General features: G+C 45.8%; 19 protein-coding genes. 7 read left to right on the forward strand and 12 right to left on the reverse strand.

The window, feature by feature from the left end; translation table 11 throughout:
- Nucleotides 1–6 precede the first annotated feature (6 nt).
- Nucleotides 7–624 (reverse strand): TetR/AcrR family transcriptional regulator, encoded by a 618-nt coding sequence (locus H70737_RS07040; RefSeq protein ID WP_042185890.1) that lies wholly within the window; start codon nt 622–624, stop codon nt 7–9.
- A gap of 257 nt (nt 625–881) precedes the next feature.
- Nucleotides 882–2,324, reverse strand: a complete 1,443-nt coding sequence (locus H70737_RS07045; protein WP_231573474.1) for a DHA2 family efflux MFS transporter permease subunit — start codon at nt 2,322–2,324, stop codon at nt 882–884.
- Nucleotides 2,325–2,618: 294 nt separating this feature from the next.
- On the opposite strand from H70737_RS07045, the gene H70737_RS07050 reads away from it, so the two are divergent.
- The gene (locus tag H70737_RS07050; RefSeq protein ID WP_042185894.1) at nt 2,619–3,200 is read left to right on the forward strand and encodes a TetR/AcrR family transcriptional regulator; all 582 of its coding nucleotides are present in this window, start codon (nt 2,619–2,621) and stop codon (nt 3,198–3,200) included.
- A gap of 69 nt (nt 3,201–3,269) precedes the next feature.
- On the opposite strand, the gene H70737_RS07055 is transcribed toward H70737_RS07050, so the two are convergent.
- From H70737_RS07055 to H70737_RS07065, 3 genes are read right to left on the reverse strand one after another with little or no spacing between them, the layout of a single operon-like run.
- Nucleotides 3,270–4,541, reverse strand: coding sequence for an ABC transporter substrate-binding protein (locus tag H70737_RS07055; protein WP_143764054.1), 1,272 nt, complete (start codon nt 4,539–4,541; stop codon nt 3,270–3,272).
- Nucleotides 4,542–4,573: 32 nt separating this feature from the next.
- On the reverse strand, nt 4,574–5,413 hold the full coding sequence (locus tag H70737_RS07060) for a carbohydrate ABC transporter permease (RefSeq protein ID WP_042185898.1): 840 nt from the start codon (nt 5,411–5,413) through the stop codon (nt 4,574–4,576).
- Nucleotides 5,413–6,294 carry a carbohydrate ABC transporter permease gene (locus tag H70737_RS07065; RefSeq protein WP_042185900.1) on the reverse strand — a complete coding sequence of 294 codons (882 nt, stop codon included), beginning with the start codon at nt 6,292–6,294 and terminating at the stop codon, nt 5,413–5,415. Before H70737_RS07065 ends, H70737_RS07060 begins: the two co-directional genes overlap by 1 nt.
- Before the next feature lie 175 nt (nt 6,295–6,469).
- Here H70737_RS07065 and H70737_RS07070 point away from each other — a divergent pair, with 175 nt between their 5' ends.
- Together H70737_RS07070 and H70737_RS07075 are read left to right on the forward strand one after the other, a co-directional pair.
- A complete protein-coding gene (locus H70737_RS07070) occupies nt 6,470–6,934 on the forward strand; it encodes a VOC family protein (RefSeq protein ID WP_042185902.1) in 465 nt (154 codons plus the stop codon).
- A 2-nt stretch (nt 6,935–6,936) separates the two neighbouring features.
- Nucleotides 6,937–7,635, forward strand: a complete 699-nt coding sequence (locus tag H70737_RS07075) for an SDR family oxidoreductase (RefSeq protein WP_042185904.1) — start codon at nt 6,937–6,939, stop codon at nt 7,633–7,635.
- A gap of 197 nt (nt 7,636–7,832) precedes the next feature.
- On the opposite strand, the gene H70737_RS07080 is transcribed toward H70737_RS07075, so the two are convergent.
- The 4 genes from H70737_RS07080 to H70737_RS07095 all read right to left on the reverse strand — a co-directional run bounded on the left by H70737_RS07080 (nt 7,833) and on the right by H70737_RS07095 (nt 12,625).
- Nucleotides 7,833–8,840, reverse strand: coding sequence for a FecCD family ABC transporter permease (locus tag H70737_RS07080; protein WP_042185906.1), 1,008 nt, complete (start codon nt 8,838–8,840; stop codon nt 7,833–7,835).
- Complete coding sequence (locus H70737_RS07085; RefSeq protein ID WP_042185908.1) at nt 8,837–9,844, reverse strand: FecCD family ABC transporter permease; 1,008 nt, start codon at nt 9,842–9,844, stop codon at nt 8,837–8,839. The genes H70737_RS07080 and H70737_RS07085 overlap by 4 nt, the downstream gene beginning before the upstream one ends.
- Before the next feature lie 5 nt (nt 9,845–9,849).
- On the reverse strand, nt 9,850–10,797 hold the full coding sequence (locus H70737_RS07090) for an iron-hydroxamate ABC transporter substrate-binding protein (protein WP_042185910.1): 948 nt from the start codon (nt 10,795–10,797) through the stop codon (nt 9,850–9,852).
- A 175-nt stretch (nt 10,798–10,972) separates the two neighbouring features.
- Nucleotides 10,973–12,625, reverse strand: a complete 1,653-nt coding sequence (locus H70737_RS07095) for a helix-turn-helix domain-containing protein (RefSeq protein WP_042185912.1) — start codon at nt 12,623–12,625, stop codon at nt 10,973–10,975.
- A 227-nt stretch (nt 12,626–12,852) separates the two neighbouring features.
- Here H70737_RS07095 and H70737_RS07100 point away from each other — a divergent pair, with 227 nt between their 5' ends.
- Together H70737_RS07100 and H70737_RS07105 are read left to right on the forward strand one after the other, a co-directional pair.
- Complete coding sequence (locus H70737_RS07100; RefSeq protein ID WP_042185914.1) at nt 12,853–13,686, forward strand: metallophosphoesterase family protein; 834 nt, start codon at nt 12,853–12,855, stop codon at nt 13,684–13,686.
- 189 nt (nt 13,687–13,875) lie between these two features.
- Nucleotides 13,876–15,036 (forward strand): serine hydrolase domain-containing protein, encoded by a 1,161-nt coding sequence (locus H70737_RS07105; protein ID WP_042185916.1) that lies wholly within the window; start codon nt 13,876–13,878, stop codon nt 15,034–15,036.
- Between the two features lie 35 nt (nt 15,037–15,071).
- On the opposite strand, the gene H70737_RS07110 is transcribed toward H70737_RS07105, so the two are convergent.
- Nucleotides 15,072–16,349, reverse strand: coding sequence for an AraC family transcriptional regulator (locus tag H70737_RS07110; RefSeq protein ID WP_052404193.1), 1,278 nt, complete (start codon nt 16,347–16,349; stop codon nt 15,072–15,074).
- 111 nt (nt 16,350–16,460) lie between these two features.
- On the opposite strand from H70737_RS07110, the gene H70737_RS07115 reads away from it, so the two are divergent.
- On the forward strand, nt 16,461–18,725 hold the full coding sequence (locus H70737_RS07115) for a beta-glucosidase family protein (RefSeq protein WP_042185918.1): 2,265 nt from the start codon (nt 16,461–16,463) through the stop codon (nt 18,723–18,725).
- A 166-nt stretch (nt 18,726–18,891) separates the two neighbouring features.
- Here the strand turns inward: H70737_RS07115 and H70737_RS07120 are convergent, their stop codons facing one another.
- Together H70737_RS07120 and H70737_RS07125 are read right to left on the reverse strand one after the other, a co-directional pair.
- Entirely contained in the window at nt 18,892–20,100 is a 1,209-nt protein-coding gene (locus H70737_RS07120; RefSeq protein ID WP_042185920.1) for an MFS transporter, read from the reverse strand.
- 118 nt (nt 20,101–20,218) lie between these two features.
- Nucleotides 20,219–21,397 carry a serine hydrolase domain-containing protein gene (locus H70737_RS07125; protein WP_042185922.1) on the reverse strand — a complete coding sequence of 393 codons (1,179 nt, stop codon included), beginning with the start codon at nt 21,395–21,397 and terminating at the stop codon, nt 20,219–20,221.
- 169 nt (nt 21,398–21,566) lie between these two features.
- On the opposite strand from H70737_RS07125, the gene H70737_RS07130 reads away from it, so the two are divergent.
- On the forward strand, nt 21,567–22,025 hold the full coding sequence (locus tag H70737_RS07130) for an Lrp/AsnC family transcriptional regulator (protein ID WP_042185924.1): 459 nt from the start codon (nt 21,567–21,569) through the stop codon (nt 22,023–22,025).
- Nucleotides 22,026–22,037: the final 12 nt, after the last annotated feature.

Consider the following 22,037-nt stretch of genomic DNA (forward strand, 5'->3'; position numbering starts at 1 on the left):
TCTAAATTAAAAGCCTTTGCGTAAATAAGTAAACATGGAATTTAGATATTGATCGAACGATATGGCATCGGAGTGTTCATCCTGCGCTTCACCTGGCAGCATGACGTTCAGACGTCCATCCAGAATCGGCACGAACGCTCCGTAAACGGCGCCTGCGAGAAGATGTGTATACCCGTCGGCATAACGTCCATGAGTGAACTGTTCGAGCACTTCCTGTGCGGCAATCTGCAGGCGGCGGAATACGCTGAGAATATAAGGCTCCAGTGACTGATACTGATTAGCCAGCGATACGAACTGCCGCAATTGATACAGAAACTCGGAAGTAAACTGCAGCTTGAACAATTTGTACAAGGCATCTAGCGGTGTTGCATCTGGTGGCAGGTTATCGAATAACATGCTTTTATCTTCTCTTGAAGAGTTGCTGATAAAATATGCTGCTACCGCCTCTTCTTTGCACGAGAAGTAGTTGGCAAAGGTCCGCCGGGAGTAGCCAGCCTTCTGTACAACGTCGTCGACGATGAAGCCGTCCATCCCTAGTTCAAGCGCAAGCTCGAAGGCAGATTTGGCTAAGGCATAGGCCGTAGCTTCTTTTTTTTTGTCGCGCAGCGTCTGTTTGGGGTTCAAGTTCTATGCGATCTCCTTTCTTAAGTACAGAGGACATTCTGTGCTCTATTTTCTATTTTTATATTATTGCCCAAAGGGCAAAATTGCGCAATGGGCAATTTTTTAGAAGTGAGTGGGGGTTATATTCAGGATGCAGGGTATTTAACCGCCCGAGCTTGTAAGCAGGGTAGTTGTCAGACTAAAAAGAGATCAGCAATGATTAACATCGCTGATCTCTTTTGCAAGTTGGTTTAAATAGTGCTAATTGCTTCTATATATTAAGCTTCTTTAGCAATAATTTTTTTGAGCTTCACTTCGGGTTCTTGCTCCGGATCAGGCGCTTGCCCAACACGTTTAATGAAGAAAGAGAGCAGCAGCCCAAGAATGCCGATACCAACAATAACTAGATAGGAATCATTGATACCTTGAATGGAAGCTTCCATAATCATATGTTCTTGTGTTCCGTTCTGTGTGCTGCCCGAGGCCAGCATATCCTTCATATGCGTTGTAGTACGGCTTGTCATTACAGTGACAAGTAGGGAAGTCCCTACGGCGCCAGCCACTTGTCGAATGGTGTTCGAAATTGCTGTACCGTGCGCACTAAGCTTGGAGGGCAATTGATTTAGCCCTAAAGTTTGTATTGGCATAAGGAGCAGAGCCATACCGATCCGGCGGCCAGTTGACATATATACCAGATACATGTAACTGGTTGAGTCCGTTAAATTCACAAAGCTTAGCGTCGTTGCAATTGTAATCAGTAGACCGATAATAGCGAGCCACTTTGCCCCGAACCGGTCGAACAGCTTTCCGGTTACCGGCATCAATAAACCCATAATGAGCGCACCAGGAAGCAGCAGTAAGCCGGATTCCATCGCTGTAAAGCCACGGGCATTTTGAAGATACAAAGGCAGCAGCATCATATCTGCATACATCACGATAGTGACTGCGATACTGATGACAGTCGTTAAGGAAAACATGCTGTATTTGAAAGCTCGAAGATCAAGCAACGGGTTCTGGGAGGCTAGCTGTTTCCAAGTAAACAAGCCAAGGGAAAGGACACCTAGACCCAGAGACAACAGTACTTCTGCGCTTGACCAGCCTGCGCTGGCAGCACGGCTGAAGCCATACAGCAAGGTGCCAAAACCGATAGTAGAAAGAACTACACCAACAATATCCAGCTTAGGATAGATGCGCTCCGATACATTTCTCAAATAAATAAATCCACATATGATTACAATGACGGTCAAAGGAATCATGCCATAGAACATAGTCTCCCAAGAATAATGCTCCAAAATATATCCGGCCAGAGTAGGTCCAATCGCAGGTGCGAAAATAATGGCTAAGCCTACCATCCCCATGGCAGCCCCTCTCTTTGCAGGAGGGAACAGGGTCAAGATGACATTTGTGAGCAGTGGCATGATAATCCCAGCGCCAGCTGCCTGAATCATACGCCCGGTCAGTAGAATAGGGAAGTTTGTCGCGATGGCTGAGACGATCGTTCCAGCTAAAAATATAAACATGGAAGCTTGAAAAAGCTCTCGTGTCGTAAACCGTTGCATCAAATAAGCTGTAATTGGGATTAGAACACCATTAACCAGCATATAGCCTGTTGTCAGCCACTGAGCGGTTGCAGCCGAGATATTAAAATCATGCATTAACTCGGGAACGGCAACGCTCATTACTGTCTGATTCAGTGTCGCAAGAAAAGCGCCCAAAATCATAATGAATAAGATGGGTCCCTTTTTTACGGAACTGCTTGATACTTCTGTCTTTGTACTCACTCCACTCCATCCTCTCAAATCGTCGATCATGGACTAAATTTACAGTGTGTTGTATAGTTTACAATGCATGAATTAGATTATAAATGAAATTTTCATGTAATCAAGCAACGATTTGCGAAAAAATGTAAAATAGTTTACATTCATTTTAAATTTGTAGTGTTTTCTCATGAAAAAACAACAATTTTTTATAAATTGTAGTTTACGATATGAAAGTTAAAGATTGGAGAGAGTAAGATGAATAACACAACGCAACGTACAGATCCCCGGGTACTTCGTACACGTCAATTGCTTAGAGATGCTGTGATTGAATTGCTTGAGGAAATGGATATTGAGAAAATATCAGTAAACCGTATTGCAGAGCGGGCTAAAATCAATCGTGTTACTTTTTATCTGCATTATCGGGATCTCCCGGATATGTTGGAAAAGATGGCGGATGAGATGGTGGAGGACATTTTACAAGTGGTCAACAACGATGACAACGATCACGAATCGGTTGAAGAAGAGAATTTGAGGATATTAGAGAGTCTGCTTAAGCATATTGCGGAAAATGCCAAATTCTATAAAGTGATACTCACATCGAAAAGAAGCCCTATTTTTACAGACCGTCTGTTCAACTTGATGGCGGAAATCATCTCTGCACACCAGGAGAAAAAGGAGGGTGCTGCTGAGCATTCCAAGATGCCCATACAGAAGGACATTGCCGTTTGGTACGGTTCAGCAGCCCTGATTGGCACGGTTATTTCTTGGCTTCGAGATGACATGCCCTATACACCAGTGTATCTTGCCAGACAAATTAGTATGCTGCGTGCGAACTAATCAAATGAATACGATCAAAAGAAAAAGCCGCGCATCATTGCGCGGCTTTTGATGTACAGAGCGGGTAACTCACTGCACACTGAGATTATCCCAGTTGACTTGGAATTCCTTCAGCATGCCTTCTTTGGTCAGCTTGCCACCGAGATACCCTTGAATGCTGCTGGATAATTCCTGCGGCATCCCGTTCGGCAGACGGGTCCAGTTCCAGGTCAGCGCTTGATCCTTATCGGTATAAGCCAGCACCTCGGCGCCCAGCGCTCCAAGATCTTCTTCGGTGCCCTTAATGCTGTCGAGCGCAGGGATGAACTGGAATTCCTTAGTGATATACTTTTTCCCGGTCTCGGAGGTGACCAGCCAATCCAGGAAGACCTTGGCTTCCTCCTTAACGGGGGAGTTTTTATTGATCACCCAATTGCTGGGCACGCCTACATACAGCTTGTCATTGTCTTCTGGGGTGTCGTCAATGGGCATCGGTAGGATACCCAGATTTAAATTAGGATCGATGCCGTCGATCTGTCCTTGCGTCCAGTTACCCTGCTGCATCATCGCGGCTTCTCCGCTCGCTACCATCGTGACTTGGGTATTATAGTCGGTGGAGAGTGGATTTTTGTTGCCGTACTCTACAGTAAGGTCCAGCAGGTCGATCCATTTGGAGAAAACCGGGTCTCCAGCGAAAGTTTTGGTGCCGTCCGTAAGCCCGGCGATAAATGCTTCGGGATCTGGCTGCTGGGCGAAAGCTACGTTCACATTATGATTGCCGAGCACGAACCATTCCTGATATCCATTTGCAAAAGGTGTGATGCCTGCTGCCTTTAACTTCTCGGAGGCTTCGCGCAGAGCGGTTAGAGTTAAGGGTTTCTCGGTGATGCCTGCTTTCTTAAACAGGTCCTTATTATAGATGAAGCCGTATCCTTCGAGATTCATGGGCATGCCATAGAGCTTGCCATCTGCAGTCATTTGTTCTGCTGCAAGGGGCTTTACATCCTTGGCCCAAGCTTCACCGCTTAAATCCTCCAGATATTCCATCCACATATCACGTTCATTGTTGCCACCAATGGTGAAGATATCCGGTTCATCTCCAGATGAGAACTTGGCGCGTAGGGAGGCACCATAATCGGTCCCGCCACCCACGCTTTGCACCTCCAGCTTAATATCGGGGTGTTCCTTCTCAAACTCAGTCTTAAGCGAAGCTAGCGCTTCAGATATTTCAACCTTGAACTGGTAGATATGCACGGTTTTAACTCCATTCGCATTGTCACTGCCACGTCCGCAGCCGGCTGTCAGAGCAGCCAGCAGCAGGGAGCATGCGAGGAGAATTCCACGTTTGGTTCTCATATTCATTCATCCTCTCTGGCTGAAAATAACATGTATCGTTAGCCCTTTACGGAGCCTTGGGCAATGCCTTCAATAATATATTTTTGCATCGCTAGGAAAAAGATGACCACGGGCGTAATCCCGAGCACAAGTCCCGGAAGTGCTAAATCCCACTGTTTCGTATATTGTCCGAAGAAGCTATAAGTGGCGATGGGAATGGTGCGAAGCACCGGGTCCTGCAGAATAAGCGAAGGCATCAGGTAATCGTTCCAGATCCACAGGGTATTCAGAATAATGACAGTGACAATAATCGGCTGCATGAGCGGAAGCACAATCCGGAAAAAGGTACCATAAGGACTGTTGCCATCTACTCTCGAAGCTTCCTCAATATCAAGAGGTACCGATTTGACGAAGCCATGGAACAGAAATACAGTCATCGGGGCGCCAAATCCAAGATACGCTAAAATCAAACCTGTGGTTGAATCCATGACGCCCAGACCGCTAACAACTTGCACCAGCGGGATCATGATCGCCTGAAACGGAATAACCATAGCGGCCACTAAAGCAATATAAAGTATGCGGTTATATAAGCTGTTATTGCGAACCATTTTGTAAGCGCACATAGAGCAGAGGAACGCTAGCAGAATATTACTAATCACCGTGATAATAAAAGAGTTCAGGAAGGCACGAGGAAAATTGATAGCTTTCCAAGCTTCGGCGTAGTTGCTCCACTGGAATACGGAGGGCAGCGCAGCGGAATCCGAAAGAATCTCACTATAGCTTTTAACCGAGTTAGCTAGAAGAAAGTAAAACGGTACTAGAAATAGAAGGCCCAGGAGGATCACAATTACTTCGACGAGAAGCAGAGACACATTGAATTTTTTGGCGGTAGTCTCCATTACAGCTCCACCTCTCTTTTCTTGGTTGCTCTAACCTGTAGCAGGGAGATTACGGCCACAATGACGAAGAAAATCATCGCTTTTGCGGAGCCCATCCCGAATCGGCTAATAGTGTAGGCCTCATTGTAAATATTCAACGCTACAGATTCAGTAGCTTTGAAGGGACCACCCTTGGTCAGCGACAGGTTAAGGTCGAACAGCTTAAATGACCAAGAGATAGAAAGGAACAGACAAACGGTTACAGCTGGCATAACCAGCGGGATGGTGACATGGCGTAAAGCCTGAAAGCGTCCGGCGCCATCCACTTTTGAGGCTTCAATCAGGCTTTTGGGAACGTTGTTGATTGCAGAAATGTAGATGACCATTAGGTACCCTGCATTTTGCCAGACAAATACGATTACAATCGCCCAGAAGGCTGTCCCTCCGGTGCCCAGCCACGGAAGATTAAAGAAGGACCAGCCCGTAGCCTGTCCAATCGAGGAGAACCCTCTGACAAAAATAAACTGCCAAATGAACCCGAGCAAAAGTCCACCGATAACATGAGGTACAAAAAATACCGTTCTCAGGACATTGCGCGTGAATAGCTTGCGGGTCAGTACATAAGCGAGTGCGAAGCCGAGCAGATTGGTCAGTATCAGACCGAAGAAAGTGAACTTCGCCGTGAACCAGAATGAATGAAGAAAGGAAGGGTCCTTTGTGAAGATATGTAGATAATTCCGGAGTCCGGTCCACTCCACATCACGTGAGATTCCGTTCCAACTGGTAAAAGAATAATAGAGTCCTAAAAAGAAAGGAATCAGCACAATCATAAAGAAAAACAAGGAAGTCGGCCCGACAAAAACAAACTGCTGCATCAGGCGTGATCTTTTTCTATGGTCCATCGTTCCTCACCCCTTTTTGTTAATGTAAACTTTTCATTCTATAACCGGATTGGTGATTAAGCGAAACAAACATACTTGAAATTATCGCTGCTCAGAATGATTTCAACACAGGCTTGACAGCCCTTTCAAAGAATCGGTATGGTGGACTTGTCAGACTAATAGGAGGTTGATGCGCATGTCAGGATTGCTTGGTAATTTTGTTACGCAGATTGGAATATTGGTGAATGATGTGGAGAAGGTAAGTACGGCATATGCGGAGTTTTTTGGACTCAAAAAGCCGGAAATTATCGTTACAGATACAGAAGATATTGCGCAGACCCGGCATAATGGCGTGGCTACGCAGGCGCGGGCTAAGCTAGCTTTTTTTGATATGGGCTCTTTACAGCTGGAATTGATTGAACCGGATCATGAGCCGAGTACGTGGCGGGATTACTTGAATGAACATGGTGAGGGGCCTCATCATATTGCTTTTGTAGTTGAAGGAATGAAAGAAAAGATAATGCTGCTAGAAGGCAAAGGCTTCCCACTCCAGCAAAAGGGTGAGTATACCGGGGGGCGTTATGCTTATATGGACACTTTCAAGGAGTTAAAAGTAATTGTGGAGCTGCTAGAGAACGATAAGGATAACGGGGAGGAATAACTATGAATATTATCATTACAGGTGCTGGACGTGGACTGGGTTATGAACTGGCGGCCGAAGCGCTGAAGCGGGGCTATGGAGTTATTGCTGGGGTTCGCCGGCCCGATCAGGAACAAACAGCGCTATCGAAGCTTGCTGAAACCTATGGAGAGAAGCTAACCATCGCTGCGATGGACGTGACGGACGAGGCAGGAATCGCGGCACTGGCTGCGAGTCTACAAGAACAAGGTCGGACCCTCGGTGCCATTATTAATAATGCGGCGGTACTCAACGCTCGGGATACATCGATTGAAGCGTTGGATTTCCAAGATATGCTTATAACGATGGATATTAATCTGTATGGACCGATACGAGTGGTTAAGCATTTCCTGCCGCTACTTACGGAACCCGAATGCTCGATCATCAATATATCGTCGGAAGCAGGAAGTATCACCAATGCTTATCCGAACGACTATCCTTATGGCATTTCCAAAGCGGCGCTCAATATGTTCACACAGCAGTTGCATGTCTATGTAAAAGAACGTGGGATTCAAGTGCTCAGCGTGCATCCGGGGTGGATGCAAACCGATATGGGTGGGGCAGAGGCACCGACAAATCCAAATCAAAGTGCCGAGGGGATCCTTGACCTGATCGAGAAGCGTACTACACCAGAAGGTCATTTCATGTTTGTAGATTATACGGGTAAGGATATGAAGATTTAGGTGATATATAGGCTGAACTAAATTTGCGAACAAAAAGCTCAGTATTCACTGCGGTGAATCATTGGACTTCCGGCCGTTGTTGTCCCCAGATTTCTTGATTGAACCGCTCGTAGCGGTGGAAATCTGGGGACAGAGACGGTCAGTAAAGAGAACCTCGGCAATTATGCCGAGGTCCTCTTTTTTGTTTATAGAACTGCTTATTTCTTAAGCAATAAATAAGCGAAATAAGGTACGCCGATTAGCGACACCATGATCCCTGCCGGAATGCCGTCAGGATCGACGAGATTGCGGCCAACGGTGTCCGCGATCAGAAGTAACCAGCCGCCCAGCAATACAGCGACGGGAATAAACATCTGATTACGCGGGCCGACTAGCGATTTGGCAATATGTGGAGCCATCAGTCCGATGAAGGCGATCCCGCCTGTGACAGAAACCGCGGAGGCGGATGCTGCAACTGCCGTGAGAATCAGAACGATACGTTCACGTTCGAGATTCAGCCCGACACCAATGGCAGAGACTTCACTTAGGCTGAGCAGGTTGAGTCGCTGTGATTTGTACAGGGTAAAGGGAACTAGTAAGATCAACCAAGGCAGTAAAGCCCAAATGAATGGCCAATCTGTACCCCATATATTCCCTGCGATCCATTTTGCAATAAAATCTACCTTGGCACGATCCGCGGACGAAATGATCACGATCATAACGCCAGACAACGCTAGGGAGAACCCTACCCCAACGAGCACCAATCGAACAGGATCAAGCCCCTTAGTCCGACTATATGAAAATAGATAGATTAACGCTGCCGTAAGTAATGCCCCTATAAAAGCAACCAGCGGCAGCGCATAAATGAATGATCCAGCGCTAACCGGGAAAAAAAGAAAGAAAACAGCGACAGCGACACCCGCACCAGAGTTGATACCAATAATACCGGGGTCGGCTAGATCGTTTCGTGTAACGCTTTGCAGAATGGAACCGGATAACGCCAAGGCCATGCCTGCCAGCAGTGTTATCAGAATCCTCGGCAATCTTACAGAGAATAATACAAAGTCTTCTTTAAAGGTTCCATGCCCGAACAGAACCGGAAGCAGTCTGTCAAAAGATAGGGAAGAGTACCCGATTCCCATACTGACGATTGCTGTTAGCAGAATCAAACCGGTGCATACACAAAGGATAATACGTTGCTTTCGCACGGGTGCAGAGGAAATCATGAGAGTGTTTTACCTCCTTTCCGAACAACAAACAAGAAGAAAGGTAGCCCAAGCATAGCAACGACGGCGACCACTGGCGTCTCATAAGGTGCATGGATTGTCCGTCCAATTGTATCCGCGAGAAGCATGAACGATGCACCCGTAAAGATCGATATCGGCAAAATATACCGGTAATCGGTACCGACAATCTTACGGACAATATGCGGAATCATCAGCCCTACAAAAGCCATATCCCCAATTAGAGCGACCGATGCTCCAGTCAGCAGAATAATAAGAGTGAATAGAATCCCTTTAACCACAGCAAGGTTTTGTCCTAATCCGATGGCTACCACGTCACTTAAGCTAAGAATTGTTAACTGGTTTGAAAATATTAATGCCACCACAATGCCGATGAGAATAACGGGTGCGATAGCCTGAAGCTGGCCCCAGGTTGTGCCGATCAATCCACCCGCTGTCCACATGGATACATCCTTGGATATTTTGAAGGCAATGCTTACACCACTTGCAATAGCATACAGAAAGGCAGATACCGCTGCACCGGCGAGTACGATTCGAATCGGAGAGAAGCCACCTTGGCGCACAGAACCGAGAACAAGTACTAGCACGGCTCCTAGGGCAGCGCCAAAGAAACAAGCGATCATGGTACCAAAATAATTCAGTCCCGGCAGAAATACAAACGTAAGAGCCAGCGCCATATTCGCGCCCGAGGTCAGACCGAGCAGGCCTGGGTCGGCTAATGGATTGCGTGTAACCCCCTGCATGATAGCACCGGATACGGCAAAGGCAGCACCGATTAGCATGGCGGCGAGTTCGCGAGGCAGCCGGATCTCGCGCAGAATAAGGACATTGTCTGCCTTTGAATTTGAGGTGATGGCAAGCCACAGATCATTGAAAGTGGTTTCTTTAGCCCCGAATAGCATAGCAATCACGAGGCATATAACCATTACCAGCACGCTACCAAGCAGTTTATATAAAAATGGAAAGGAAGTTTGCTTCGTAGTCATTATCTTTATTTTCCAAGAAATTGTTGTTCAAAGAATTCCAACTGGTACTCAAGGCTAAGCGGATCGTTAAAATAGAATGCTTTTGCATCAGCCTCGAATACGCGATTGTTTTTGACGGCAGGGATGCTCTTGTAGATTTCTGTATTCTGGAAGGAATTATCTTCATCCGCATTTTTACTGAAAATAACGTAATCGCCCAGATAATCCTTCAGCACTTCTGTCGAGACAGCAAAGAATCCATCCGTTTTGGTGCTTTCTTTTACTGTTTCTGGCATGCCAAGCTTGAAGTCCCCATAGAGGAGTTCAGTTCCGCGGCCAAAGTTATACCCGTATACATACAATTGCTTATTAAAGGTCTCAATAACAGAGACAGTTGCATTATCACCGATCTTCGCTCTGATTTCTTCACCCGCTTTTTTGGTACGGGCACTAAAATCATCGACCCAAGCTTGAGCTTCTTTTTCTTTGTTCACCAATTTGCCGACTTCCAGCTGTTGGGTTAAGTAATCCACTTTATTATAAGTATAAGTAACGGTTGGTGCGATTTGCTTGAATTTATCGATATTCTTAATATCGGAGAGCCCGATGATCAGATCCGGCTGCAGTTCAATGATTTTCTCCAGACTTTCATCGCTAACTGCCTCTACGTCTTTTAGTTGCTCTTCAAAGCGCGGGTTAGTTTTGGACATTTCATCTACGCCCACAACAGGTACACCCAGTGCCATGACATTACCTGTTAAAAAACGGGTGAGTACAACAACACGCTGAGGATGTGTTGGAACCTCAACAGGTCCATCTTCGGATTGATAAGTAAAGGTCGCACTTTCTGACTCCGCAGCAGGAGTAGAAGATGGGCTGTTTGTAGGACTAGCATCATTTTTCGCCTGGTTTCCCCCACAAGCACTAAGTGCAATCCCCATAATAAGTACAAACGGAATAAATATCTTTCTCATTAAATAATTCTCCCCTTTTTTGTATGACAGTGTTACTTTGAACAATTCAAACAATGTAAATCAATCTTCAGCCTATGCCTTAGAGTGATTATGAGAATCATTCGCATTTGTAATCATTATAGGGATCACTCATGTGCCTAACCATGCCTTTTTGTTGGAAAAAAGACTTGGACTATTATTTGCCTCCGAATAAAGCTACCGCTCGTCCTAGTTGTAAGCGAATCGAAGCCGGGTTATAAGGCACCCAATCATCCAGATCAAGAATATGGACTTTCTTCTGCTGCACTGCGGGAAGCTGGCTCCAATAAGGGGATTGAAAGATCGCTTCAGTATGCGCAGTAGAGCCTTTGGCATCGGGAAATACAATGACTAAAATTCGGTCTCCTGCATAATCTGCAAGATCTGAAACCCCGATCGAAATCGAATGGAACTGATCTCCCAATCTTTTTATCTCGTTGTCAATCAAGGTCGGTGCTCTAAGTCCAAGGGATTGGTACATCACATAACCTACATTCCTTGCTCCGTAAACGAGTAGCTCCTCAGGCTTGATTACCAGAATGGTGATGATATCGTTAGCGACTGTGCTGTGCTGTACTATTTCTCGGGCTTCTAGCTCTTCTTGTTCAAAATCCTTCAGCCACTGCTCCGCCCGTTCACTCCGCTGAATGGCTCGGCCGATTAGGCGTAGCTGATCTTTCCAGCCGATTTCGTTCCAAGAGATCTCCATAATAGGTGCTACAGCTCGCAGCTGCCCGGCCTTCAATCCGTATTCCTCCAGATGTTCTTTGGCCGCAATAATCAGTTCAACGTTGGCATCAATTAATAGCGATCTGATCTGTTCAGCCGAGCTGTTTGTATTGATAAACTTCATCGACTGCGGTGGCTCCTGATCCGAAAGATTCAAATATTCACTACTTTCAGAGATGGTTACCGCAGGTTCTAAGCCAAGTAACAGCAAATGGCTTGCATAAGGGGTAAGCATTACGGCAACTCGCTGGAAAGAGCTTCGGCTGTAACCAGACGGAGATGCGCCTGTCTGCAGCTTAAAACGACGACTGAGATAAAATTCATCCTTGTAGCCTACCTTTAGCGCAATTTCCCTAAGTGTGCCTGAACCGTTAAGCAAAAGCTCCTTGGCACTATGAACCCGTAGCCGCGACAGATATTCGCTCTGGCTGAAGCCTGTCACCTGCTTAAACAACGTTGAATAATGCGAGCTGCTTACACCCGCAATGGCGGCTAAGTGCTCACGTGTTATTTTTTCGCTAAAGTGATTCTCCAGGTAAGAAATGCTCCGTTCCATCGATGGTTGCTCGTTAACTGTATATCTGGCTTCCTGCTGTTCGAGCAATTGTAGAATAATCTGATGAAAAAGCATTTGATTCTGTACATGGCGTGTTTCTCGATCTGGCAGTCGGTGAAGATACAATTCCTTGACACTGGATACAATAGTAGGCTCATAAGGAAACAACAGCATATTTGTACTCGAAGCCATTTCGCTTTTTCGTATCATCGCACCGCCTGGTATAGCCTGAGTCTGCTCTTGAATCCAGATGGTGAGCTTATAGGCATGAAGCGGCTGCTGGAGATTTGTAATTAAAGAGGCATGAGTATTAGCGGGGAGAAGGATTACGCTTCCTTCCGTAAGCTCATAAGTCAGATTATTAACCTCAAGGCTCCCTTTACCAGCGGCAACGGCCAGTAATACGGTTAGATTCTCATGAATCTGAACTCTTGGTAGATTTGAGGTCCCATACATCGATTGAATGCTGCCAGCGCTATATAAAGGAAAATGAGATTCGGCCCATTCCGGGATAACGTTATTCAAAATAAGGCCTCCGTTACTTGAATATATTTTCAAACTATAATGCTATGGATCGAACTGTATTATTGACGTCTGTGGAACTAATTATAACATCTTACCTTTTTAGATAAGCCTGTTAATTATCTGCCCTATTATTCTTTTTAAAGGATACGTCTGTCCAAGAGAAAGCATATTGGATCGAATATATATACTACCAGGTATTCTTCATCCATTTTAAAGAGGTGATTAAGATGAAAAAGCAGACAGCCTCCACTAAGAAGCGAAGGCTTCTCGCCAGTCCTAAGCCCAAACGTAATCTGAATCCTAAAGCAACAGCCCAGACTATCAACTTCGCGGTAATTGGGGATAGTCATGTGGGATATGGGAATAGCGCAAGCATTTTTAGAAATCTATTGCCAAAGGCTGTAGGGAGCGGGAATAAGAGATTTGTTATTTTTGGAGGAGATAACACGCAAGCGGGAGCGAATCATGGAAATAATGCAAATGCCTATTACAAGGACTTCAAGGATACAGTAACTAGCACGCTCGGAAGTATCCCCTATAAAGCATCGATAGGAAATTGGGAGGCAAGTACCCAGTCCTTATTCACGCAATATTTAGGTGCAGTAGAAGGGCAAATGAATTTCCCTGGGACACAGGGTAAGGTGAAGTACGTGTGGCTTAATTGTGCTCTGGGTCTGTTCACTCCGGGAAGCATAAATATATTGAAAAATTTAGATGATCAGCATTTTTATATTATTGATTTTCATTGGCCTTTAAAAGTGGGCGGGATCACGGTCGATCCTAGCCATGTATTAAGCGCGGCGGAGACTGCTAAGTTTTTTGCAGCTATTCCTACGAAAGTGAGGGATAAAGTGCTAGCTATTTTCACACATCATGGACATTTGTTTTATCGAAAGCTTACTAATATATATCCAGGTTATACAAATACAAAATTCTTTGTGTGCGGATGTTCGGGTGATTATAAATGTAAGCCGAGTGGTGATCGCGGTTATTACAACGCCACATTAACCATCAATGGGACGGCATTGAATGTCGATGCTTTTAAGGTAGCGGTCACTTAGTGAAGAAGTGGATGCGGTTAAAATAAAACGCTAATTTTCGGGAGATAACCGAGATTAGCGTTTTTCTTATATTAAGAATAACCCATTAACCATGGAGTCACAGGTAAATAATAAGTAAGCGGGATTATTTAACATATTTGTATAATAGTTTATATATGTATTGAATAAATTTATTTAGGAGGGCTACCCATGAAAGAACTATTATTTCATTCTTTAGAACAGGCGGGTGTGTCGGCTTACGGTGTAGAGCGCATACGTATAGCAGCTGCACAAATGGTTGAAGACAACATCACACCGGCACAAGTTATTGTTGCTGCGAGAAAGGGGATGCTACTGGTCCATCAAGCGAACGGGAAATTCGGTCCAGAGCCAGGCGCAGCGGAATTAACTGTAGATGCTATTTATCCACTGTGTTCCATAACAAAACTGTTTACGGCAACCGCTATAATGATGTTAATGGAACAAGGGAAGATTGGTCTAAACAGACCTGTTTCCGATTACATCCCCGAATTTACAGGTGAAGGCAAAACTAAGGTATGCGTACATCACTTATTGACACATACCTCTGGCCTGGAGGGTGAGGTGATTTGGCAGAACGGACAGTTGAAAAAGGAACAAGGAGAGTACCCTCCACACGAACCTAATCAAGATCCAGATCAGCATAAGTACTTATATGGCGGTTATGATGCACCGCTTAGTAACGAACCTGGTACGGTCATGTCTTATTGCGGGTATGGCTATGAGCTGTTGGGTGAAATCATCCGGCGCGTTAGCGGACAGGCTTATGATGTATTCGTAAAGGAAACCATTTTTAAACCGCTTGGTATGGAAAATACATATTATCGTGTACCCATGGATGTGCGGGACAAAGTAGTAAGACGTGCACCAGAAGCAGCGTGCGCGGAATGGGTGGACAGCGAGTATAATTTGAATTCCGTATCTGCGGGGGGCGGCGCTTACTCGACGGCTATGGATTTGGCTGTCTTTGGCCAGATGTTTCTTAACGGTGGGATATATAACGGAGTACGATTTCTTAGTCCGGTAACCGTAAAAGAAATGACCCGCAACCAAATTCCAGGCGTATCCTCACAATATAGAAACGAGGTTTTTCCAGAAGCGTATTGGGGGTACGGATGGGCGATTAACGGCTCGAAGCGTGATGGTGGAGATTTGTTTTCTCCAGAAGCCTATTCACACTGGGGCGCGGCAGGTCCTTTCCTCTGCGTTGATCCGATTTATCAGACAGTTACGGTGCATTTATCTGTAGAGCTAGATCACCAGAAGCCATTTAAAAATATGTATGTGGATTACTTCAATAATACTGTTCTGGCAGCCATCACTGATCTTTAATCCTCTTTTTAGTTTTTTTGTCGTGTTATCTATACTTAAAGCGTGCTTTCCCAGTTTCTTCTGAATTGTTTAGGGGTGGTGCCAGTATATTTCTTAAACACTTTGGTAAAATAGCTCTGGTCATTGAAATGTAGCCTCGTAGCGATATCAGATAAGCTAATGCCCGGTAATTCGATTAATCGTTTGGCTTCTACAATCCGCTCGAATTGAATAAAATCACTGATGGTGAATCCTGTTTCCTTCTTAAATAATAGGGAGAGATAGCTTCTGTTCAATCCAGCGACTTCAGCCAGCTTATCTAAGGAGAGTTCCTCATATAAGTGATTAAAAATATAGTTCTGACAGAGGGCCACGGTGCGCGAAAGTTTCGCCATCCGGCTCTCTTTGACATGGTCGGCGAAATCGCAAAGCGCATTAAGAATAGCATGATCTACAGCCGGAACATCCTTTAGTTCTTCGATATGCTGGATATGAAAGTCGCTGAGGGTATAAGAAATCTCCCAATACAGTCCTCCATCTATTGCTGCACGAGTAGCGAGCGTAATACAGGAGATCGCCAGATTTTTTTTGTTGCGTAAATGGCTCTTCTTGGAGAGTACTCCGTAATTGTCTTCGGAGAAGGTTGCTTGGACACGAAGTAGCTCAGCCTTATTTCCATTTTTGATATGGTGAAATAAGGATTTTTCCAGCATGGGTTCGTGGTGCAGCCATGTATTCTCACGTCGATAGGAAACATCCAAGTCCAAACTGCCTGCGGGAGGCTGTTTATGCTCAAGAGTTCGGGTGTCGAGTAGCAGTTCGCTAAGAGATAACGTCTTTCCGGTGACGAGCGAGTACATCAGCATAGCGGTATGGTAGAGTCTCATTTTATTTAGCACGGTCAAGCTGCGGTAGTATTTCATCCATTGCTCTTGAAGCTTTAATGGAACTTCATGGTCACGCATCAGACTTGTCATATTGTCCTCTGAAAGGTGAGTATAAAGTGTAGGACCGATCACAATGCTTCCCCCGTTACTGCTGCCTGAGGGCAGATGGAGAAGGATGTAATTCTCTAGGAAGTTAGTGGTGCGAATGATCGGTATAGAGGCATTTGAGCTATCGTGCTTAGAGTTGTTCTCGCTTTTAGTAGAGTCTGCAATTTCTGAAAGAAGCTCGTTGAGGTTATGAACCCACGGGGCGCTCTCTGAAGAGGAAGGCAGCGCTAGCTCGATTCTCCGATTGGCATCTAGCAGAAACACAGGAATTTGCAGCGATTCATACAACACTTTACAAATATATTGAGCTCCTTCATGACCGTCCAAATGATTCAACATTCTTTCAACCTCCTCGCCCAACCAGAATACCAAAAATACAATGATAATGCCATAAATCTAACATGAAGTAGATTAAAATGGGGATAGTATACATTCAGAGGAGGTATTTTTATGAAAACCAATATTCATGAACTCATATCACAAATGACCCTTGAGGAGAAAGCAGGACTCTGCTCAGGGCTTGATTTCTGGAATACAAAGGGCATTGAACGACTCGGAATCCCCTCTTTAATGGTAACGGACGGACCCCATGGTTTACGCAAGCAAAAAGAGAGCGCCGATCACCTCGGACTCCATAACAGTGTACCCGCGACTTGTTTTCCTTCGGCAGCAGGGATGGCTTCTTCCTGGGATCGGGAGTTAATCGGGCGTGTAGGTAAAGCACTCGGGAAAGAGTGTCAAGCAGAGAACGTTGCTGTTCTGCTCGGACCGGGAACAAATATTAAGCGCTCTCCACTGAACGGTCGTAACTTTGAATATTTTTCGGAAGACCCTTATCTTTCCTCGGAGATGGGTGGGAATCATATCAAAGGTGTGCAAAGTGAAGGGGTAGGCACCTCGCTTAAGCATTTTGCTGCTAATAATCAGGAACACCGGAGAATGTCTGTAGATGCTGTGATTGATGAGCGGACGCTACGAGAAATTTATTTGGCTAGCTTTGAAGGCGCAGTTAAGCAGAGTCAGCCATGGAGCGTGATGTGCTCTTACAATCGGGTAAATGGTGAATATGCCTCCGAGAGTGAATTTCTCCTGACAAAGATTCTTAGAGAGGAATGGGGCTACAAGGGATTCGTCGTTTCCGACTGGGGAGCGGTTAATGAACGGGTGAAGGCTCTACAAGCAGGACTGGAGCTGGAAATGCCGTCACCCGGAGGCATTGGTGATGCCAAGATTGTCGCAGCAGTACAAAGTGGCGAGCTGTCTGAAGAAACGTTAGATCTTGCAGTGGAACGGTTACTTACCTTTGTTTTTAAGGCGGTGGAGAACCGTAAAGATAATGCTTCATTTAATGCTGATGAGCATCACCGTCTGGCTCGTGAAGTGGCGCGGGAGAGTATGGTTCTCCTTAGAAATGAGGAAGGCATTCTGCCGCTGTCAAAGCAAGGAACGATTGCGGTCATTGGCGAGTTTGCTAGAAATCCGCGTTATCAGGGCGGGGGCAGCTCACATGTGAATCCGACGAAATTGGACGATGCTTTTGAAGAGATGAAGGCCCATGCAGGTTCTGCCGAACTGCTATATGCGCAAGGATATGAACTGAATCATGACGGGATTAATGAAGCTTTGCTACAAGAGGCACGGGATACAGCGGCAAAAGGGGATGTAGCCGTATTGTTCCTTGGACTTCCGGATAACTATGAATCAGAGGGTTATGATCGTAGTCATTTGTCGCTTCCAGAGAGCCATAAAGCGTTGATCGAAGCAGTGTCTGAGGTGCAAAGCAATATCGTTGTTGTACTCAGCAATGGTTCACCCATAGAAATGCCTTGGATTCATAAAACTAAGGGGATTCTTGAAGGTTATCTAGGCGGTCAGGCTTTTGGCGGTGCAGTGGCAGATTTACTGTTTGGAGAGGTTAGTCCAAGTGGTAAACTGGCAGAGACCTTTCCGATGAAGCTGAGCGATAATCCATCCTTTCTTAATTTCCCAGGTGAAGGGGATACGGTAGAGTACAAAGAAGGCTTGTTTGTAGGCTATCGTTATTATGATAAAAAAGAGCTTGAACCGCTGTTTCCTTTCGGCTTCGGACTAAGCTACACAGCGTTTCAATACAGCAATTTGAGAATCTCCAAGAGCAGTATAAAAGATACCGAGAACGTACAAGTTACGGCCACCGTCAAAAACACGGGTACTCGCGCAGGAAAAGAAATCGTTCAGCTCTATGTTAGCGATGTGAAGAGCAGCGTGATCCGTCCACTTAAGGAGCTTAAGGGCTTCCAGAAGATAGAGCTTCAGCCTAGGGAAGAGCAAGAGGTTTCTTTTGAACTGGATAAACGCTCCTTTGCTTATTACAACGTTAACATTGGTGATTGGCATGTGGAAAGTGGAGTCTTTGAGATTGCTATCGGTTCATCTTCGCGGGATATTCGTCTGACTGCTTCTATTGAAGTGGAATCGACTGCTCCGCTTGCATTAAGTTATCATCGCAACAGTACCGTTGGTGATTTGCTGGACAATCCACGCACGGCAGATAAAGTGAAGAAGTTCAGCAGTATTTTTGGCATGGAAGGTGCGATGGATGATAATCCGGAAATGTTCATGGCGATGATGAAATATATGCCGCTACGGGCGCTGGTTGGGTTCGGTCAAGGGAAATACACAGAAGAAGATTTAGCCAAGGATCTGCAAGAATTTAATGCTTTGGCTGTAGAGTAGGAGATAGAAAAGGCCAAGTCTGATCTTTAATAAAAATCTAATATAAGTAAGCCAGTAGTTCATATTAGTCATTTATAATATGCACCACTGGCTTTTTTTTATATTTCGTGTTCGGCTACCGTGATCCGTAAACTTGATGATTGTGGCATGATTTCATAGGTGTGCTTCAACGCTTTCTTGAAGGAAATCCGTATTCTTTAGCGCGCCACGCTACTAGTAGCGCAAGAATTAATAGAATAAACAGTACCCACGGGAAGGAGCGGACACCAACTGTTTCAATAAGAATCCCACCCATCACGCCGCCACCGCCGATAGCTAGGTTCCATGCCGTCACTAACATCGACTGGGCCACATCTGCACTTTCGCCAGCTGCTTCAGCAACTGCTGTTTGTAGCAAAGTAGCCGCTCCTCCGAACGTCAACCCCCATACAGCAACCACTAGATAGATCACTATGGGTTGGCTGCTGCTAATGCCCAGTGCAATGGATGACAAGGCGAAAGCAACGAGGCTGTTAAGAACCAATGGACGTAGTTTACGGTCGATCAAAATACCGATGACCCAGATGCCAATAAGCGCAGTAATGCCGAAAATAAGCAGTACCAAGTCAACGCGCTGGGTAAGCCCAGCCTGAGTAAGATAGGGTGCAATGTAGGTATACAGGATGTTATGTGCTAGCACCCATGTCAGAACGACAAACAGTACCGGCCGTACCCCTGGAATAACAAAAACCTTGTAGAGAGGGAGCCGCTTATCAGGAGCCCCCCCTGGATAGTCCGGTAGCTTCCAAAGTACCCAGCCGACCAGCATCAGAGCCAGCAGCGACATGATCCCGAAGATGGAGCGCCAGCCCACAAGAGTGCCAAGAAGTGTTCCAGCAGGGACTCCGAGTGCCAGAGCTAGAGGCGTGCCAACCATCGCTACCGCCATTGCTCGTCCCTTGAGTGACTCCGGCACCATGCGCCGGGCATAACCTGCTATCATGCCCCATAAGACTCCAGCGGATACACCTGCGAAGAACCGAGCTGCCAGCGTAAGTATATAATTGGAAGAAAAAGTGGTGACGGTGTTGAATACGAGAAAACCAAGGATGCACATTAGTAGCAGTGGTCGCCGCCGCCATCCACGCGTCATGGTGGTTAAGGGAATCGCGGCCAACAGTGAACCAAGGGCGTACAAAGTGACAAGTTGACCCGCAAGGGCCTCGGAGACACCAAGCCCATCACCTATTTGGAGCAACAAGCCGGCCGGAATCGTTTCGGTAAGAATACAGATAAACCCCGTCATAGCAAGGGCGAGTAATCCTGCCCATGGTAAATGTTCAGAAGAGGGAGTACTGGAGGCACTTTGTGTGGCAGAAGTTGTGTTTTGGGTCATTGGAGAAGCACCTCTCTTTTAAATTGTAAAAAACTCAATGATACACACTCGAATAGGATTTACTAGACAGAGAGCCTAGACCGGTTCATTCCGGACCAAGGCTCTTTGTGTTCGTTCTTTATTTATTACGTCTATCATAAATGGCATCACAAAGGTCAACGGTAAACTGACCCGACATACCTTCTAGTGCAGTATTAGTAAATGCCACGACACTGAGCCGTTGCTCGGGGTCGACGAACCACGAATGACCATAGGTGCCACCCATACGCCATGTACCCGGGGATTCCGAAGTGTCTGCGGCGACAGGATCCTTCAGTACCGTAATGCCTAGGCCAAAGCCTCGTCCTGGCCAGAAGGCCATTGGCAGATCACCGATCTGGTTGGTCGTCATATCGTGAACCAGAGACTCTGGTAGCAGCGGTGCTCCGCCCTTACGTAATGTTTCCAGCAGCTGCAAAAAATCCCCAGCACTGCCGACCATGCCAGCTCCTCCAGAATGATAGGCAGTATCGTCAAGTGCTCGACCAGGGGCAAGCAGGAATCCAGCCGTTCCCTCCATAAAGGCAATACTGTCGGGATCATGTAAAGGACGTGGCTCTGGAGTATCATTGGCATAGGAAGTAGCCAGTCGTTCTCGATTGACTGCAATAAAACCCGTGTCGCTCATGCCAAGCGGTTTTGTCACGAGTGAATGTACGGCCTCATTGAGCGGTGTTTCTGTGACCTTTGCAATTACTGCTCCTAGCACATCTGTCGCGATGGAGTATTTCCACTCGGTACCTGGCGTATAGAGGAGGGGGACAGAGGCAAGACGACGCAAGTTCTCTTCCAATGTGATGCCGGACTGATCCATACCATCTGATACCCCTGCTGACTGATAGGAACCATTCTCTTCTTGGAAAAATCGGTAAGAAAGGCCTGCTGTGTGCGTCATCAAATGACGAATCGTCAATGTCGCGAACTCGCCATTCTGCAAACGTGGCCGAAACTCTGGGAGCCAACGATCAACGCGGTCATCCAGCTGTAGTCGACCTTGCGCAACTAATACTAGGGCTGCCGTTGAAACGATAGGTTTGCTAACTGAGGCGAGCCGGAATAAGGCGTCTTCTTGCATAAGTCTGCTCATCTCGCGGTCGGCAAGACCGGCAGCGCGGCTATAAACCAGTTCCCCATCTATCGCCACTTTAATGACAGCACCGACCAGGCGCTTGTCAGCAAGGGTTCGATCAATTACTTCATCGATGCGACCTGATAACCATTCTGTATTTATTTTGTTTGAATCCAATATACTCAACATTCTTCATCCCTTCGGAATAGTTAAAGCCAGGAACACTTTACTATTGTAGGGTTATTATATATAACAAGTTATCTTGATTACATAAGGCAACTAAGTTAAATTAGCCTTATAACGGTTAATTACAAGCTAGTTTATAGGGGGAACCTTAAATTTAAAGGATGTGATTTTGATGGACCATATTGATAAGCAAATTCTTTTTCATCTTCAAAATCAAGCGAGAATTTCTATGACAGAGCTGGGAAAATGTGTCGGTTTATCGCAACCTGCAGTTACGGAAAGAGTTAGGCGTATGGAGGAGAAAGGCATCATCAGCGAGTATCGCACCATTATTTCCCCTGAAAAAATTGGAAAACATGCTGCTGCCTACATGTTATTTCATTCTAGGGATTGTAATGCATTCCTTGATTTCTGCCGCTCAAGTCCTGATGTCGTCGAATGTTACCGTATAAGTGGGGAACACAACTACTTATTGAAAGTAGTAACCGACTCTACACGAGCCCTCGAGGATTTCGGAAATCAATGTGACAAATACGGTACCTATACGATTCTAATCGTGATGTCATCGCCAATCGATCATAAATTTCTTATACCTTCGCTTGAAGAAGAAAGCATCAACTTGCTGAGTTAGAATTGAACATTA

The organism is Paenibacillus sp. FSL H7-0737, assembly GCF_000758545.1.
Lineage (GTDB): Bacteria > Bacillota > Bacilli > Paenibacillales > Paenibacillaceae > Paenibacillus_AQ.